The sequence below is a fragment of the Streptomyces sp. BE20 genome (genome assembly GCF_036322525.1).
Lineage (GTDB): Bacteria > Actinomycetota > Actinomycetes > Streptomycetales > Streptomycetaceae > Kitasatospora.
On record NZ_JAQYWW010000703.1, the window covers coordinates 1 to 14,488 of the forward strand.

Here is a 14,488-nt window from a genome sequence, read left to right on the forward strand (position 1 = left end):
ACCCGCTGCTCTTCCGCGTCCCCTTCCCGGAGGGCGTCCGGGGAGGGGGTTGGAGCCCGGGGTGTGCAGCACCGTGGGAGGCTGCACACCCCGGGAGTCGGTAGGTGCTACGCGGCCGGAGTGGGGCGGCGCAGGCTCGGGCGCCGGGGGCGTACGAGTATCGCGTCGCCGAGGGACGCCGGGGCCGGGCCAGGTCCAGCGGTATCCGGATCTCACCACTCAGCGGGTCGTAGCTGATCTCGCCGCCCCGACGCGGGGAGGCATGCACTGTGGAGGGTGACATAAGAGGACCGCACAGTGACGGCATCACGTGAGAGGACCCAACCCGCCCCCCTCGCCTGGCTGCCCCCCACCACGTCCGGGTGAACGTCTGTGCAGCAGGTTCTGCCCGCTCTACGGTGTGTTGTGGGGCCACGGGATCGGTCAGCGTCCCGGAGGCCGCAAGCAGCCAGGGAGAGGCGTATGTCCGAGCAATCCGACGAACTGACCGTAGGCGAGCGCATCAAGTTTCAGCGCGAGCGCCGCGGCATGACCCAAGCCGTCCTCGCCGGTCTGGTCGGCCGGAGTACCGCCTGGTTGAAGAAGATCGAACAGAACCAGCGCCCCCTCAATTCCCATGCCGCGCTGCAGAGGATCGCGTTGTCGCTGCGCATCGACGACCTCTCGGTTCTCACCGGGCCCGCATCCTCACCCCAGCCGATCAGTACCGGACGGCTGTACCACCCGGCGTCGGCAGCCGTGTGGGCGGTCCTGCTGGAACGCGGGACCTGCGGGCCGGCACAGATTCCGGAAGGCGCGACCGCGAGAAGCTACGGCGCCGATGTGGATGCCGGGTGGAAGCTCTGGCACCGGGCAGCAGACAACCGGACCGATGTCGGTCTGATCGTTCCTGACCTCATCCGTTTGGGTGAGGCGCTCGCGGCCCACAGCGCAGGCGAGGAACGTCGGCGCGTTCTCAGCGCGCTCGCTGCTTCGTACCGCCTTGCACAGCAGGTGATCGCCTACATCGGGCCGGCCGAGGCCGTGTGGATGCTGGGCGATCGGGCCATGGCGGCAGCAGCCGATGCCGACGACCCCGCAGCCATGGGCGCGGCCGCGTGGAACCTGGCCAACACGCTCCGGGCGGTCGGTGAGCACGAGGGCGCAATGATGCTGACCACCACGGCCATCGAACGCCTGCGCCCGCACCTGCCCGAGGCGCCGCTGCACTGGCGGGGACTCTACGGTGCCCTGCACCTCCATGCCTCGATCACCGAGGCCAAAGATGGTCGCGAGGGGCAGGCGTGGCGGCTCTGGGACACGGCCGATCAGGTCGCGAAGTCGCTGCCGGCTGGGTACGCGGAGCTCTCCACCGTGTTCGGACGGGCCAACACGGACCTGCACGCCATCAGCATCAATACCGAACTACGCAGCTCGGGCAAGGCGTTGAACCTGACGGACGCAATCGATCCCCATGCGATTCCTTCGACCGAGCGACGTACTCGGCTGTGGGTCGATGCTGCTCGTGCGCACCTGGACAGGGGAGATCGCACTGCTGCGCTGCACGTCATGGGTAGGGCGTTGAAGGTTTCCCGGGAGACTGTCCAGTTCACCCCTCAGGCCCGTACGGTGGCTGCCGAACTCTGGCGTCGGGCTCCACGGTCAATGCGCGAGGAGACCTTGGAGCTCGCGGAGACAGTAGGCATCCCGACTGGATTCTGAGTTGGCGGCGCTGTTCGCCTGGGCAGCAACGCCGTCGCCGCGCTGGCCACGGTGGCAGACCCGGGGGCCTACCCTGCCGGGCTGACGATCGAACATGATGGCGGGATCGACATCAACGCCACCGAGAACTCATCACCCTGGCGCCAGACTCCCCAGTTACGCGAGAGTGGACCGACTACCTTCGTACCCCGGAAGGCTCGCGATGACCATAGACCTCCGCCACTTCCACGGCGACAACCTGCCTGAGGAACACCGCCAGGTACTGCTTGAGGTCCACTCCGATGCCTATCGGGAACAGGCGGACGATCCCTTCGTTCAACGATTCGGCTGGTTCGTCGATCACTGGACCACGCGGTCCGGGTACTCCTGCGTCGTCGCATACGAAGGCGACACTCCGGTCGGCTTCGCCTACGGCGCACCCCTGACAGACGGCTCCGAGTGGTGGCGCCCTCATCTCGACCCGGCACCCGATCCGGCCCGAACGTTCGCGGTCTCCGAGGTGATGGTGCGCCCGTCATGGCGGAAACAAGGAATCGCCCAAGCCGTCCACGCCGCCCTCGTCGCCGAACGCTCCGAGGCCCTCGCGGTGCTCTACGTCGACACCACCCACCCCCGGGTCCAAGCGATGTACGAGAGCTGGGGGTACGCCAAGGTCGGCGAGCACCGCCCCTTCGAGGATGCGCCGTTGTACGCCGTCATGCTGCAGGAACTGGCCGTACTCACGTAGTCCCCCACAGGGCCGAAATCAGGGGAGGCGCCTCCGGCTGGACGAACGTCAGAGGGAACTTGGGTACTGGTGGAATTCGGGTCGCCCTTCGTCAGAACGTTCACCGAGTTTTGCGTTGAGTACCAGACACAGTGGATTACTGGCAAAACGGCGCAGCCGGTCCCCCGGGTGACGGCTCGTCCGGGCAGACTGGGCCCATGACCCACGATGCCGAGGACCGGCGGTCGATCCCCGCCGAACTGCGCACCTACCTGGCGGAACTCGTCCGCCGCACCCGGTCCGTGTGCGGGCCGCACCTGGTGAGCGTGGTCGTGGTCGGGTCGGTGGCGCTCGGGGACTACCGGCACGGCCGCAGCGACGTGGACGTGGTGGTCGTCGTCGAGCCGGACCTGCCGGCGCCGAACCTGCGCGAGCTGGCCGGGGAGCTCGCCCACCCCCGGCTGCCCTGCCCGGCGGCCGGGCTCGAACTGGTGGTGTACGGGGCGGACTTCGCCGCCCGCCCCTCGGGCGCTCCCGGGTACCTGTTGAACCTCAACACCGGCCCGCTGCTACCGGACCGGGCCGATCACGACACCTCCGGCGCACCCGCGTTCTGGTTCGTCATCGACCGCTCGATCGCCCACCGGGCCGGAATCACCCTGTGGGGCGAGGCGGCGTGCCAGGTGATCGCGGAACCCGACCCGGCCGACGTGTCCGCCGCCCTGCGCGCCTGCGTGCGCGAACACGCCGACGGCGAGGGCCACCTCGCGGACAACCGGGTGCTCAACGGCTGCCGCGCGCTGGTGTACCGCCGCACCGGCCGGTGGAAGGCCAAGCGGGAGGCGGCCCGCACGACAGCCGCCGCCGAGCCCGGCTTCCGGCCGCTGATCGAGAGCGCGCTGCGCAGCTTCGAACAGCCCCGTCCGGCCACGGCCACGCTGCCCGCGGCCGACGTACGGGCCTTCCTGACCTGGGTCCGCGAACGACTTGAGGCGACGGCCACCCCGGCCCCCACCCCGGTCATCGCCCCGGTCATCGCCCCGACCGGCGACTCGCCCTGACACCGAGCCCGCCGCCCCCCGCCCGCGCCCCCGGGCGGCCGCGCGCGGGACGTGCGCCGCCCGGCCGCCGGTGAATGGGCGTCACGCCGGCCGGGCGGCCGGGCCGCGCCGTGAAGTCCGGGCGCCGGTGGGTCAACTACCCGCGGGGGGCTCCTGACCGGGCTGGGAACGGCGGAGCTGTTCGTTGAGGCGCAGGGCTTCTTCGAGTTGGTCTTCGAGGATGACGATGCGACAGGCGGCTTCGACGGGGGTGCCCTGGTCGACGAGGTCGCGGGCACGCATGGCGATGCGCAGTTGGTAGCGGGAGTAGCGGCGGTGGCCGCCATCGGAACGGAGCGGGGTGATGAGGCGGTGCTCGCCCAGGGCGCGCAGGAATCCGGGCGTGGTACCGGTCATCTCGGCGGCGCGGCCCATGGTGTAGGCGGGGTAGTCGTCGTCGTCGAGTTTGTCGGGCGTGCCGGGGCCGGTCGTTGTAGTCACTGCACCTCTCTGGTTCTCGGGAGAACGCATCGAGGGGCCCCGGCGCCGTGGCGGCTCCGGGGCCCCGAAGGGGAAACAACACCATCTACCGGCCTGGGCCGGTCCTCTGCTTCCGCACAGCCCCTGGGGGGATGTGCGGGGATCGCGTATGCGTGACCGGAAACCACCGTCCTTGCCTTGGGGTCTGCGGTGTCCGCCCGGACGAGTGTTCACGGGCCGGGCGATCCTGATGGCGCTTGCGCCCTCCATTTCATCCTCGGTACTGACCTGTCGCTTCCGTACTGCGGTACTGCGGGTAGTGCGCTACTGCGGGGTACTGCGTCTTCTGAACTGCACCTTCCGGTCGGTGGCCGTGAGGGCCCACCTGGTCCGGCAGCCAGCCCCGTCGCCCGTCGTGCGCCTTCGTGGCTTGGAACCCCACTGCCCGGACTCCTCGGCACGCGCGCCCGCAGTCCTGACGCCTTTGCCGAGGTCGTGTCCGTTGTGTGACTGCTGGTACTGCACCTACGGAACCGCGTACTGCGCGTACTCGGCGGCCCCTGACACCTGCGGGCCGCCCGGTCCGGCGGCCAGTCCCGTCACCGTCCTGCACCTGCCTGGCTTCGGGACTCCACTGCCGTACCGCACTGCAGACTTGCGCTCGACGACCCCGGCCGGAACTGAACCGGCCGGTACCGCCGACTGCTGCCTACGAGAGAAACGCTAGACCCGCCCCCAGCCAATGTCTACTGCGGCGCGCACAGATTTTTCTGAGCCGGGGAGACAGGTACCACCGGGCCGGGTCGGCGCCCACCCGGGCGCCGACCACCTCCGCTGCCGGCTCCCGACTCAGTGGCCCTCCCCCGCGATCGTGCCGGCCGGGCCGGGGGCCGCCTTGTCGCCGAAGTCGATCCCGTCGGGGTCGAGGTACACGAATTCGGCGAACTCGGCGCTGCGCGGGAACATGGCGCGCTCGTACTCGGTGAGCGCGGCCTCGACGTCGCCGGGGTGCGCGGCGAGGGCCTTGCCGAGCTCGGCGCCGTCGAGCATCGCCAGGTTGGCGCCTTCGCCGTTCGGGGCCACCAGGTGCGCGGCGTCCCCGATCAGGGTCACCCCCGGCACCCGGTCCCATTCGTGCCCGACGGGCAGGGCGTAGAGGGGACGCAGGACCGGCGCGGTGTCCCCGTCGGTGATCAGGGCCGTGAGCTCCGGCGCCCACCCGTCGAACTCCCCCGCGATCCGCGCGGCGGCTGCGGCCGGATCGGTGAAGTCAACCTCTTCGAACCATTCCTGACTCCTCGTCAAGTTCACGTAGGTGTGCAGGGTTTCGCCGCTCTCCCGGTGGGCGAAGATCTCCGCGCCCGGCGAGGGTGCCATCATCGACCCGCCGCCGACCGCTCGCGCCGCGGCCGGATGCCGGGTCTCCGCGTCGAACAGGTAGGTCTCCACGAACGACGTGCCCGTGTACTCGGGCGTGACGTCGGAGAGCAGTGGCCGCACCCGCGACCACGCGCCGTCCGCGCCGACCAGCAGGCCCGTGACGATCGTGCTGCCGTCACCGAACGCCACCTCGTGGCGGCCCTCGCCGAGAGCACGGGCGGCGGTGACCTTGTGCCCCCACCGGACGGTGCCGTCGGGCAGCGAGTCGAGCAGGACCTGCCGCAGGTCGGCGCGCTGCACCTCGGGGCGTCCGCCCGTGCCGTCGTCGGCCTTGTCGAGCAGGACGGTGCCGTCCCGGTCGAGGATCCGCATCGCCTGGCGGCCCTCCAGGACGACGGCGCGGAACTCGTCCATCAGGCCGGCGGCGTCGAGGGCGAGCTGCCCGTTGTAGTCGTGGATGTCGAGCATCCCGCCCTGCGTACGCGCCGTCGGGGAGGCCTCGGCCTCGTAGACCGTGGCCGGGATGCCGTGAACGTGCAGGACGCGGGCGAGCGTGAGTCCGCCGAGTCCGGCGCCGATGATCGTGATGTGGGTGTCCATGATTGGCTCCTCGGGTTCGAGCCGCCCGGTGGCTTCCGGCGGCCGTCTCCGGAAACTTCGCAGACCCCGCCCTCAGGCGACCGGCAGCCGGCCCACACCCGACCGGCAGCCGACCGACAGCCCTCCGTCATCCGACCGTCACCGCGCACCCGCCAGGACGCCCTCAGCCCGCGACGACCGCGTCCCACTGGCGCCGGGTCGGACCGTCGTGCTTCGGCGAGAAGTCCGGGTTCGCGTCCAGCCAGGCGGTGACGTGCCGGTCCACCTCGTCGGTGCCGTAGGCGTCGCCGGCCGGTCGCAGGAGATGGCGTACCTGGGCCCGGGCCCTCATGACGACGGGATCGTCGAAGGCGCAGGCGGCCACCGCGGCGGCCCGCAGGTCCGGGGGCGGCGCGTTCTCGGCGAGGCGTTGCTCGTTGACGCGGTCGGCCGCCACCTGGTCGTCGAACCACGGGCGCAGGACCTGCCTCGTCCAGGCGTGGTAGTCGGCGGGGTCCTCGGCGATCCGGTCGACATGGGTGGCGAGGTACTGGGCGGCGCGCAGGCAGAGGGCCGCACCGTGGCCCAGGGTGGGGTTGGTGTGGACGAGGCTGTCCCCGGCGTTGACCAGACCGGTGACGACGGGTCCGTCGTCGTCGCTGAGGGACGTCCAGCGGTTGTCCAGGCCGGCCATCGCCAGGACGGCCGACTGCGGCTCGGGGTCCAGGTCGAGCCAGGCGGCGGTGGCGGGGAAGCGGCGGGCGGCGGCCTCGAACACGGCGGGGTCGGTGAGCGCGCCGCGGGTCGGATCGCCCGTGGAGAGCACCAGGTTCACCGCGAAGGTGTCGTTGTCGGACGGGAAGACACCGGCGAGCGCGAACGGTGCGGCCGAACCGTTGGCCACCCGCCCGGGGTGGCGCGGGCCGTCCGCCCGCAGGCGGTACCAGCGGCACAGGTAGGCGATCCCGGTGCGGTGGCTGTCGACCACGGGCGGACGGCAGCCGGCCTCGACCAGCCAGGCGGGCACCGGCGAGCGACGGCCGGACGCGTCGACGACGAGGTCGGCCCCGTGCGCTTCCGCGCCCACCCGCACGCCGGTGACCCGGGCTGGGCGGCCCTCCTCGACGGTGAGGGCGCTCACCCGGCAGCCCCGCCGCACGTCGACGGTGCGTTCCCGCTGCACGGCCGCGGTCAGGGCGGCCTCCAGCACGATGCGCCGGGTGCGCAGGGTCACCAGGTCCTCGTCGCCGTCGCGATGCGGCGGATGCTCGCCGAACCAGTCGAACTCGTGGTACTCCCGGGCTCCGCGCGCCAGCAGGTCCGCGTAGACGTCGGGGGCCTCGGTGCGCAGCACGGCGCGGACGGGCGCGAGGAGCGAGTGGGGCTGGACGGCCTGCGGTATGCGGGGCCTGGCCCAGTGGAAGAAGTCGCGGTCCAGATCCTCTCCGGCCTGTCGCGCGTCCTGCTCGAACACGGTGACCGCATGGCCCCGCCGCCCCAGCATCAGCGCCGTCCCCAGCCCGCCGATGCCCCCACCGATCACCGCAACCCGCGCCACAGAGCTTCCCTTCGCGTCGTGTTGCGAAACGATCTTACTGCTTGATGATCTCCGTTCGACGACCGGCGCCCTCCCCCGCGGCCCGGAGAGCGGGCCGCGGGGGAGGGCGCCGGGACGGGTGCGGGGGGACGACCGCGGGGCGGACCGAGTCGCACGGCGCGCGCCGGACCGCGAAGCCCGCTGGGGCGCACCGGTGCGCCCCAGCGGGAGATCCGACGGATCAGCGCGTGCAGCTGATCGCGGCGTTGGCCCCGTAGTAGCCGGGGGCGAGCCGGTAGGAGTCGGCGTAGAGCAGCACGCACTGCTCGTTGAGGAATCCGCTGATCAACGCGCTCCGGCGGGCCGTCTTCTCGGCCTCCCGCTTGGCCTCCTTGGGGCTGTTCTCGTAGGCGGAGCCGGTGAAGTTCCGCGTCTCCTGAACGCGGGCGTCGGCGTGCGCGACGGTCGGCGCGAGCACGGCGAGGCCCGCGAGAACGACGGCAGCCCCACTCCGGGCGAGCATCGAGGTCATGTCGGTATCTCCTTCTGGGTGGACATCGGTGGGGTTCAGCGCTGGCAGAACAGGCTGGCGACGGCGGCGTACACGCCGCCGCCGACCGACCGGACGTCGGTGGCGCGGACGTGGCACTGGCTCGCCTGCCAGCCGGCCGACTGGGCGACCGCGCGGGCCGTGCGGACCGCGCCGTCCACCGCCTGGGACGGCGAGGTGCCGACCCCGTTGCCGGTGAACGTCCTGACCTCGGACAGGCCGTCGGGGTTCGCGTACGCGCCTCCCGCGACGGCCTCGGCTCCGGCCGGGGCCGCCTGGGCGGACGCGGTTCCTGCGGCGAGGCACGCCGAGGCGGCGAGGGCCACGGCGAGGGGACGGAGACGGAACGCGGACGAGCGGCCCACGGGAACTCCTCGGTCGTCGGTTCGGCGGTCACGGGAACGGTCGACGCGCACGGCCCCGGCCGGTGTCGGCTCCGCGGTACGGGCCGGGTCCCTCCTGCGTCCGGGCCGGTCTGCCAAGGACACACCGGCCGTGGCCCCCGTCCGTCCCCCACGTCCGCCGGCCGCCGTCACCGCGCCGCGGACCGTCTTCGGCCATCTCATCCGGGTTCTCATCCGGGTCTCTCCTCTCACTTGCGTCCTTCGGCCACCACCCCCGCGTGAAGGCCCCTCGACACAGGAGCGGGTTCGCGGCGCCGGTCGTGCGGTGGTGGCCCTGACCGCACGCTAGTTCCGCACGTCGGGCGCCCGTCAGCCACCCGTTCGGGGGGCTTGCCGATCGACCGGCCGTCTACAACGCCACCCGCACCCGCGAAGCAACTTGACGGCGTGTCACTCCCGGCGCGAAGGCTCACCGGAGGTACGGTGCGTCAAGCAACGAACCCGGCACGACAGGGGGTGTTCGTGGGCGGCTCCGGGGGGAACGGCTCGCAGACGCTGGAGGAGCTACGGGGGGCGGTGGCCGCCCATCGGCTGGTCAACCTGACCGGCCCGCTCGGGGTCGGGAAGTCCCGACTGGCAGCACGACTGGACGACACGACAAGAATCGACCTCGACCTGCCCCGCGCGCTGTCCGTGCTGCGCCGGGCTCTGGCCGACCCGGCCACCGCACGCCGCACGCTGGTGATCGACGGCGTCGACGGCCGGCAGCGGCGGGAGGCGGTGAGCGCCGCACTGGACGAGGACACGGGCGCCCGGCGCCCGAGCCTGGTCGTCGTCAGCCGCCGGCCGGTCCTGGCCGATCCGCGCTGGGCACACCCCCACATCGCCGCCCTCGCCCTGCCACCGGCCTGCGACGGGCTCATCACCACCATGGCGGCGGCCGTCGAGTCCCAGGAAGGACGGGCACTGGCCGTTCGACTCGCGGGCGGCATCCCGCTGCTGGCGGACGCCGCCTGCCGCGCCCTGGCCTGCTCCCCGCCGCCGGCATCCCCCGGTGCGATCGCCGACCAGCTCGCCGAGGTGATCCTGGAGCGCGTCGGCCGCGAACTGCCCGGCCTGCGATGGCGACACGCACTGCGGACACTCGCCACCGTCCGGGCCGCGGACGAGGAGCTCCTCCCGGGAGGTCCCGACCAGTTCACCCGGCTCGCCGCGCTCAGCATCGTCGAGCGCGGCGCCCTCGGACTGCGGATCACCGAGCCGTACCGAACGATCCTCGAACTCGCCTACCGCTGGCGCCGGCCGCAAGCACACGAGAGTGCCCGCAGCCACGCCCGCGACTACCGCCTCACCCTCCTCGGCCGCGCCCACCACGGCCGCGAGCGCGCCGAGCTCGCCGACCACGGGCTCTTCCTCACCGGCCATCCGCTGCTGCGCCGCGAACTCTTCCCCGCCGGCGAACGCACCGTGGGCTTCCGCACCGCCCTCGCCACGGACGGCGACGACATCGCCCGGCTGATGCACGAGTGGGCCCTCCACAGCGGCTTCGACCCGCGCCGCTGCGAACGCCTCACCGAACGGTGGGCCGCCGACGACGTCTCCGCCTTCCACCTCGCCCTCGACCGCGACGGCCGGGCGATCGGGGTGGCCAATCTGATGCCGATCGGCGCCCGCACGGCCGACGGCGTGGAACCGCTGCTCCAGCAGCACAGCGGAACCCTGACCGGCGGCGGGCTGTTCCTCGGCGCCGCGCACTGCCGCGACCCGGCCGCGCGCGCCCACCTCCTGCGCCACGTCCTACGGCAGGGCGTCGAAGCCGGACGCCTGGTCGTCTCGACCGCGAGCCCCGACTACCAGAACCTGATCCGCGGCCTCGGTTTCCGTGGGCACGGCGGAATCCGTGACGACGTCTACCGCTGCGGCCGGAACCCGGAAGTCTTCAGCAACGACCTGGCGGCCACCGCCCTGCCGGACTGGCTCGGCCGGATCGCCAGGGGTGACGCGCCCGCGCCGGGACCCGGCCCGTCCGGCACACCGCGCTTGTCCCCCAAGGAACTTCGCATCCTGCTCGACTACACGTCGGGCATGACGCTGGACTCCGCGGCCCGCCGCGCCGGCATCACCCCGAACACGGCCAAGGACTACCTCGGCAGGGTCAAGGCCAAGTACCGGGCGGCGGGGCGGCCCACCCACACCAAGATCGACCTCGCCCGGAGAGTCCGCGAGGACCGACTCGACCACTCCTGATCCGGGCGCCTGACCGAGAAGCGGTCACGTCGTGCGGGAGACGGCTGAGGATCGGGGCGAGTCGGCGGGTCCCGAGGATGGTCATCGACCACTTCACCATGGCCTCGTGGTGTTCGGGCAGCCGCTCGTAGTCGCGGACACAGCCTGGACCCGTTCCGGGCTCACCTACCCTCAAGCCGTTCATGGAGCTCCTCGGCGAATCGTGTCCGGTAGACGCCGTGGACGATGGCCCCGGGAGACTGGTAGCCCCGGTGCTCAGGGTCCGAGACATCCTCGTCCCACGGCTCCGTGCCTTCGGGAAGCAACGGAGCACGGCCCAGATACATCTGAGCGACTTCTTCCAGCCGTAGTTCACCCGCCACCACCGAGCTCCACAGCCCGTGGCCCTGCCCGACGACCCACAGGCACAGATCCTCGGTGCTGTCCTCGGACCAGACGTCCCCGTCCACGCTCAGACCTTCCGAGAAGTCGGCCAGCGACTCCGCCGCGGACTCGTACGCGAGCGCGAAGGCTTCGAGCACCTCCCGCGAGGGGGACTCCAACCACAGCTCCAGGGCAGACAGACGCGGTCGTGCCGCTTCCAGGACCTCCCAGAACCAATCAGGAACATGATCCGGTCCCATCGCGGCTCCTGGGTCGACGGCTGCGGTACTCGCCCGACCGTACAGCGCGATGGAGTTCCCCGGACACTCCCGGACCTCGTCGTCGGCGAACGGCGCCGGCCACCTGCACCGTTACCGGTTCTACAGGCAGGCACCGAGACGGCCTGGTCACCGGCATCTCCCGCAGCAGGGCCGGACATGCGACGCCCGGCCGCCGGTGAAGGGACGTCACGCCGGCCGGGCTCTGAGCCGTGGCGGGACGGGCCCGGACGGCGAGAGGGGGGAAACCCGCCGCCCGGACCACGCTGTGCCCACCCGGACCCTCTCCTCACCCCGATCCGCGCGGACAAACCTCCGGATTCGCCGACCGGCCGTGCAGGACACCCGGCCGCGGCGAAGACGGCTGCACCCACCGGCCCGGCCCGGTCGGGCCGACCGGGCCGGGCCGAAATCCGGCGAGGACGGCGCTACTTGCTCTCCAGCCTCCCCAGCGGGTCGGCGCTCTCCGCCAACGCGGCGGCCGCCGTCCGCCAGGCCGCGTCCCCGGGGTGGAGGGCACTGCGCAGGAAGGCGGTCGTGAGCTGCTGGACCAGAGCGACCCGGGCCGGGCTCTCGTCGGTGGTCTCGGCGACCTCGTACCCGGGGATGCCCCCGAGCGAGTGCTCCGCCCCGAACAGGGTGAGCAGGCTCTTGCGCCCCGGGCTGCGGGTGTACGGGTCGGTGGACCAGTCCGGTCCGCGCGTGGACAGGTGGGACTGGTCGCGGTCGCCGACGACGATGAGGGCCGGTGCGGCCATGGCGTCGAAGGACGGCCGCATGAAGGGGAAGTGCTCGGCGGCGAAGGGGACCAAGTCGTCCCCCAGGCCGGCCGGTGCCAGCAGCACACCTGCCGTGACGCGGGCGTCCGTCATGTCCTCGCCGGGGACGCCGTCGGGGTCCAGGACGCGCGCGCCCAGCAGTGTGCTCGCCGTCTGGGCTCCCCAGGAATGGCCGGCCACGGCGATGCGGCCGTGGTCGACGCGCCCGCCGAGGCCCGGCACGGCGGCCTCCAGCACCTGGAGCCCGTCCATGACGCGGGTGAGGTCCTCGACGCGCAGGCGCCAGATCCTCGGCGTGCGCGGGTCCTCGGCCGGCAGACCCAGCGTCCGGGAGTCGAGGTGGGTGGGCTGGACGACGACGAAGCCCTGGGCCGCCCAGTGGTCCGCCAGCGGGGCGTAGCCGTCCATCGACCAGCCGAAGCCGTGCGAGAAGAGGACGACGGGCAGATCGCTGCCGGTCACGGGCGCGGACACACGGACCTGGAGGTCGTCACCGCGGCCCGGGGCGGGCAGGACGAGCGGTTTCGCGGACAACACCACGGCGGGCGCACCGGTGGCGGTGGAGTCGGACATGGAAGGACCTTCCGTTCGGACTTCTCGCAACGTGGGGTTCGGTTGGGCCCTGGCAGTTGGTCGCACCGCGGGCCGGGCCGGTCGGGGAGCCGTTTCGCGCGCGGCCGCGTCGGCAGCGGTGTCGGCGCAGCGGGTGTCGGTGGCAGCGTCCCGTCACGTCCGGGCGGAGCGCGAGCGCGGCGGACGGCTTGGTCGCCGGCCTCCGGGTCTGCCATCATGAGCAAAACGGAACCTCGTTCCGCAAACGATACGGAACGTCGTTCCGTATCGCAAGGCTCACGAGAGGAACGCCACGGTGGGTGACAGCGGCCAGGGCACCGGAACCACACCCGAGTCGAAGCGCAAGGACGTCCGGCGCAACCAGAAGACCCTGCTGGACGCGGCCGCCGCGGTCTTCCTCACCTCGGGCGTGGACGCACCCGTACGCGACATCGCCGCCGAGGCCGGCGTCGGAACAGGCACGATCTACCGGCACTTCCCCACCCGGGCGGACCTGGTCATCGCCGTCTACCGCCACCAGGTCGAAGCCTGTGCGGAAGCCGGGCCGGCGCTGCTCGCGGCGGGCCCGACCCCGCACGCCGCCCTCGGACGGTGGCTCGACCTCTTCGTCGACTTCCTCGTCACCAAACACGGCCTGGCAGCCGCACTCCAGAACGACACCAGCGGCTTCGAGGCACTGCACGCCTACTTCCTCGACCGCCTGCTGCCGGCGTGCACCCAGCTCCTCGACGCAGCCGTCGCCGACGGAGAGATCTCCGACGACCTCGACGCCTACCAGCTCATGCGCGGCATCGGGAACCTCTGCATCGGCGCCGACAGCGACCCCCGCTACGACGCGCGCCCGCTGGTCGCGCTCCTCGTCGCAGGGCTGCGCCGCCCGCACTGACGACGGCGTCCGCCCACGGCCGTGCGGGGTCGAGGCACGGTCGCGACGGTGGACGACGTTTCAGGCAAGAGCACTCCGGGGAACGCGATCAAGGGCATGACCGAGCGTCAGACCGAGCGCCCCACCGAAATGTTCCCGGCACGCAGCTTTTCCGGAACGAGAGTGAAAAACACCCAACCCGGCGCACCGGTCACCCCCTTCGCCCGGCGGACCGGGCCCGACCCCGCCGGGAAGACCTCGACACCACCCCGCCCACGCACACTGCGCTCGACACCGCAGGAGAACAGCCTTACCGCGCGCGAACCGGACCACACTGTGATCCACCTCACATTCCGGCGGCGCGCCTCACTGGTTATCGTGCTCTCAACGAAGCGCCCGTCGATTACCGGTGACCCTCATCCCGGATTTCTTCCGGACAGACCGATCTTCTACGAACACCCGCCTCAATCGCCACCCACGGTGGGCCGTCGGACTTTCTTCCGGTATTCGTCAGACACCGTTTCGCCACTGGCCAGGTGGCCTCGGAATCCTTGGAAACCTCGGAATCCCACTCCTCACACCCGCGGAGGGAGAACGCCCGGAAAAGAACGTCGTACCGGTCGGCATTTTCCGCCGGCCCCGTCCACCGAGGTTTCCCGCATGCTCCTGCGACCACGGGCGGCGCCCGGACGTCGATCGCGGGACACCTCGTCGATTCGGCGTCCACCGCGACCCCGTGAAGGATCACCCGCCGTGCCGGACCGCGAGCCGTCCGAGCCGTCGATCGGGCCGTGACTCCCGCTCCGACCGCACGACACCGGCACCGGCACCGGCACCGTTGGCAAGGAGACGTCTCATGAGCAGCGAAGACCGCGGCATTCGGTTCCCGCAACCGGCCCGCTCCCGCAAATGCGACCGGCGCACGTACGTGCTCGACACCAGCGTGCTCCTGGCGGACCCTCTCGCCATGACCCGCTTCGAGGAGCACGAGGTCGTTCTCCCGGTGGTCGTGGTCACCGAGCTGGAAGCCAAGCGGCACCACCCCGAACTGGGCTACTTCGCCCGC

Annotated in this window: 13 protein-coding genes; 6 read left to right on the forward strand and 7 right to left on the reverse strand. The window is 71.8% G+C overall.

The annotated features are described in order from the left end of the window. The first annotated feature begins 462 nt into the window (after positions 1 to 462). The 3 genes from PUR61_RS15860 (at position 463) to PUR61_RS15870 (ending at position 3,468) form a co-directional block, all read left to right on the forward strand. The gene (locus PUR61_RS15860) at positions 463 to 1,701 is read left to right on the forward strand and encodes a helix-turn-helix domain-containing protein (protein ID WP_329879491.1); all 1,239 of its coding nucleotides are present in this window, start codon (positions 463 to 465) and stop codon (positions 1,699 to 1,701) included. 202 nt (positions 1,702 to 1,903) lie between these two features. Further along, on the forward strand, positions 1,904 to 2,428 hold the full coding sequence (locus tag PUR61_RS15865) for a GNAT family N-acetyltransferase (RefSeq protein ID WP_329879492.1): 525 nt from the start codon (positions 1,904 to 1,906) through the stop codon (positions 2,426 to 2,428). A 197-nt stretch (positions 2,429 to 2,625) separates the two neighbouring features. Next, positions 2,626 to 3,468: a nucleotidyltransferase domain-containing protein gene (locus PUR61_RS15870; protein WP_329879493.1), complete on the forward strand. Its 843-nt coding sequence runs from the start codon at positions 2,626 to 2,628 to the stop codon at positions 3,466 to 3,468. Positions 3,469 to 3,600: 132 nt separating this feature from the next. On the opposite strand, the gene PUR61_RS15875 is transcribed toward PUR61_RS15870, so the two are convergent. The 5 genes from PUR61_RS15875 to PUR61_RS15895 all read right to left on the reverse strand — a co-directional run bounded on the left by PUR61_RS15875 (position 3,601) and on the right by PUR61_RS15895 (position 8,338). Beyond that, positions 3,601 to 3,978 (reverse strand): helix-turn-helix domain-containing protein, encoded by a 378-nt coding sequence (locus tag PUR61_RS15875; RefSeq protein ID WP_443034532.1) that lies wholly within the window; start codon positions 3,976 to 3,978, stop codon positions 3,601 to 3,603. 798 nt (positions 3,979 to 4,776) lie between these two features. Then, on the reverse strand, positions 4,777 to 5,907 hold the full coding sequence (locus tag PUR61_RS15880; RefSeq protein ID WP_329879494.1) for an FAD-dependent oxidoreductase: 1,131 nt from the start codon (positions 5,905 to 5,907) through the stop codon (positions 4,777 to 4,779). 163 nt (positions 5,908 to 6,070) lie between these two features. Further along, the gene (locus PUR61_RS15885; RefSeq protein ID WP_329879495.1) at positions 6,071 to 7,444 is read right to left on the reverse strand and encodes an NAD(P)/FAD-dependent oxidoreductase; all 1,374 of its coding nucleotides are present in this window, start codon (positions 7,442 to 7,444) and stop codon (positions 6,071 to 6,073) included. Between the two features lie 220 nt (positions 7,445 to 7,664). Continuing rightward, complete coding sequence (locus PUR61_RS15890) at positions 7,665 to 7,955, reverse strand: hypothetical protein (RefSeq protein ID WP_329879496.1); 291 nt, start codon at positions 7,953 to 7,955, stop codon at positions 7,665 to 7,667. A 35-nt stretch (positions 7,956 to 7,990) separates the two neighbouring features. Next, entirely contained in the window at positions 7,991 to 8,338 is a 348-nt protein-coding gene (locus PUR61_RS15895; protein ID WP_329879497.1) for a hypothetical protein, read from the reverse strand. Positions 8,339 to 8,893: 555 nt separating this feature from the next. Here PUR61_RS15895 and PUR61_RS15900 point away from each other — a divergent pair. Next, complete coding sequence (locus PUR61_RS15900; protein WP_329879498.1) at positions 8,894 to 10,564, forward strand: helix-turn-helix transcriptional regulator; 1,671 nt, start codon at positions 8,894 to 8,896, stop codon at positions 10,562 to 10,564. A gap of 161 nt (positions 10,565 to 10,725) precedes the next feature. Here the strand turns inward: PUR61_RS15900 and PUR61_RS15905 are convergent, their stop codons facing one another. Next, positions 10,726 to 11,187, reverse strand: a complete 462-nt coding sequence (locus tag PUR61_RS15905) for a hypothetical protein (RefSeq protein WP_329879499.1) — start codon at positions 11,185 to 11,187, stop codon at positions 10,726 to 10,728. Positions 11,188 to 11,633: 446 nt separating this feature from the next. Beyond that, positions 11,634 to 12,557, reverse strand: a complete 924-nt coding sequence (locus tag PUR61_RS15910; protein ID WP_329879500.1) for an alpha/beta hydrolase family protein — start codon at positions 12,555 to 12,557, stop codon at positions 11,634 to 11,636. Positions 12,558 to 12,852: 295 nt separating this feature from the next. On the opposite strand from PUR61_RS15910, the gene PUR61_RS15915 reads away from it, so the two are divergent. Together PUR61_RS15915 and PUR61_RS15920 are read left to right on the forward strand one after the other, a co-directional pair. Next, positions 12,853 to 13,443, forward strand: coding sequence for a TetR/AcrR family transcriptional regulator (locus tag PUR61_RS15915; protein WP_329879501.1), 591 nt, complete (start codon positions 12,853 to 12,855; stop codon positions 13,441 to 13,443). An 835-nt stretch (positions 13,444 to 14,278) separates the two neighbouring features. Further along, positions 14,279 to 14,488 (forward strand): PIN domain-containing protein (locus PUR61_RS15920; protein WP_329879502.1); only part of this gene is annotated, 210 nt, incomplete at its 3' end.